The 250-nt window shown below is 70.8% G+C and carries 1 protein-coding gene; it reads left to right on the forward strand.

The window, feature by feature from the left end; all coding sequences use genetic code 11:
• Positions 1–206: hypothetical protein (locus tag IEQ44_RS16275; RefSeq protein WP_438861859.1), on the forward strand; the 206-nt coding region annotated here is incomplete at its 5' end.
• Positions 207–250: the final 44 nt, after the last annotated feature.

The following is a 250-nucleotide window of genomic DNA, read 5'->3' on the forward strand; positions in this document are numbered from 1 at the left end:
CTGCCAACGAGGTCGCCGTCGCCGCTTTCCTGGCAGGGCGAATCGCCTTTCCCGGCATCCCAGCGCTGGTCGACGCGGGCTGTGTCGAAGCAGCCTCGGCCCGGTGGTCCGCGCCGCGCGACATCGCCGAGGCGCTGGCCATTGACCATGATGCGCGGCGGCGTGCCGCCGCGCTCTTGTCGCAGGGGCCGTTCGCTGCCACCTAAGTCATCGACATGATCCGACGCAGCGGCACCCTGCCGGAGCATCG

This window comes from Nocardioides malaquae (genome assembly GCF_015070385.1).
Classification (GTDB): domain Bacteria; phylum Actinomycetota; class Actinomycetes; order Propionibacteriales; family Nocardioidaceae; genus Nocardioides; species Nocardioides malaquae.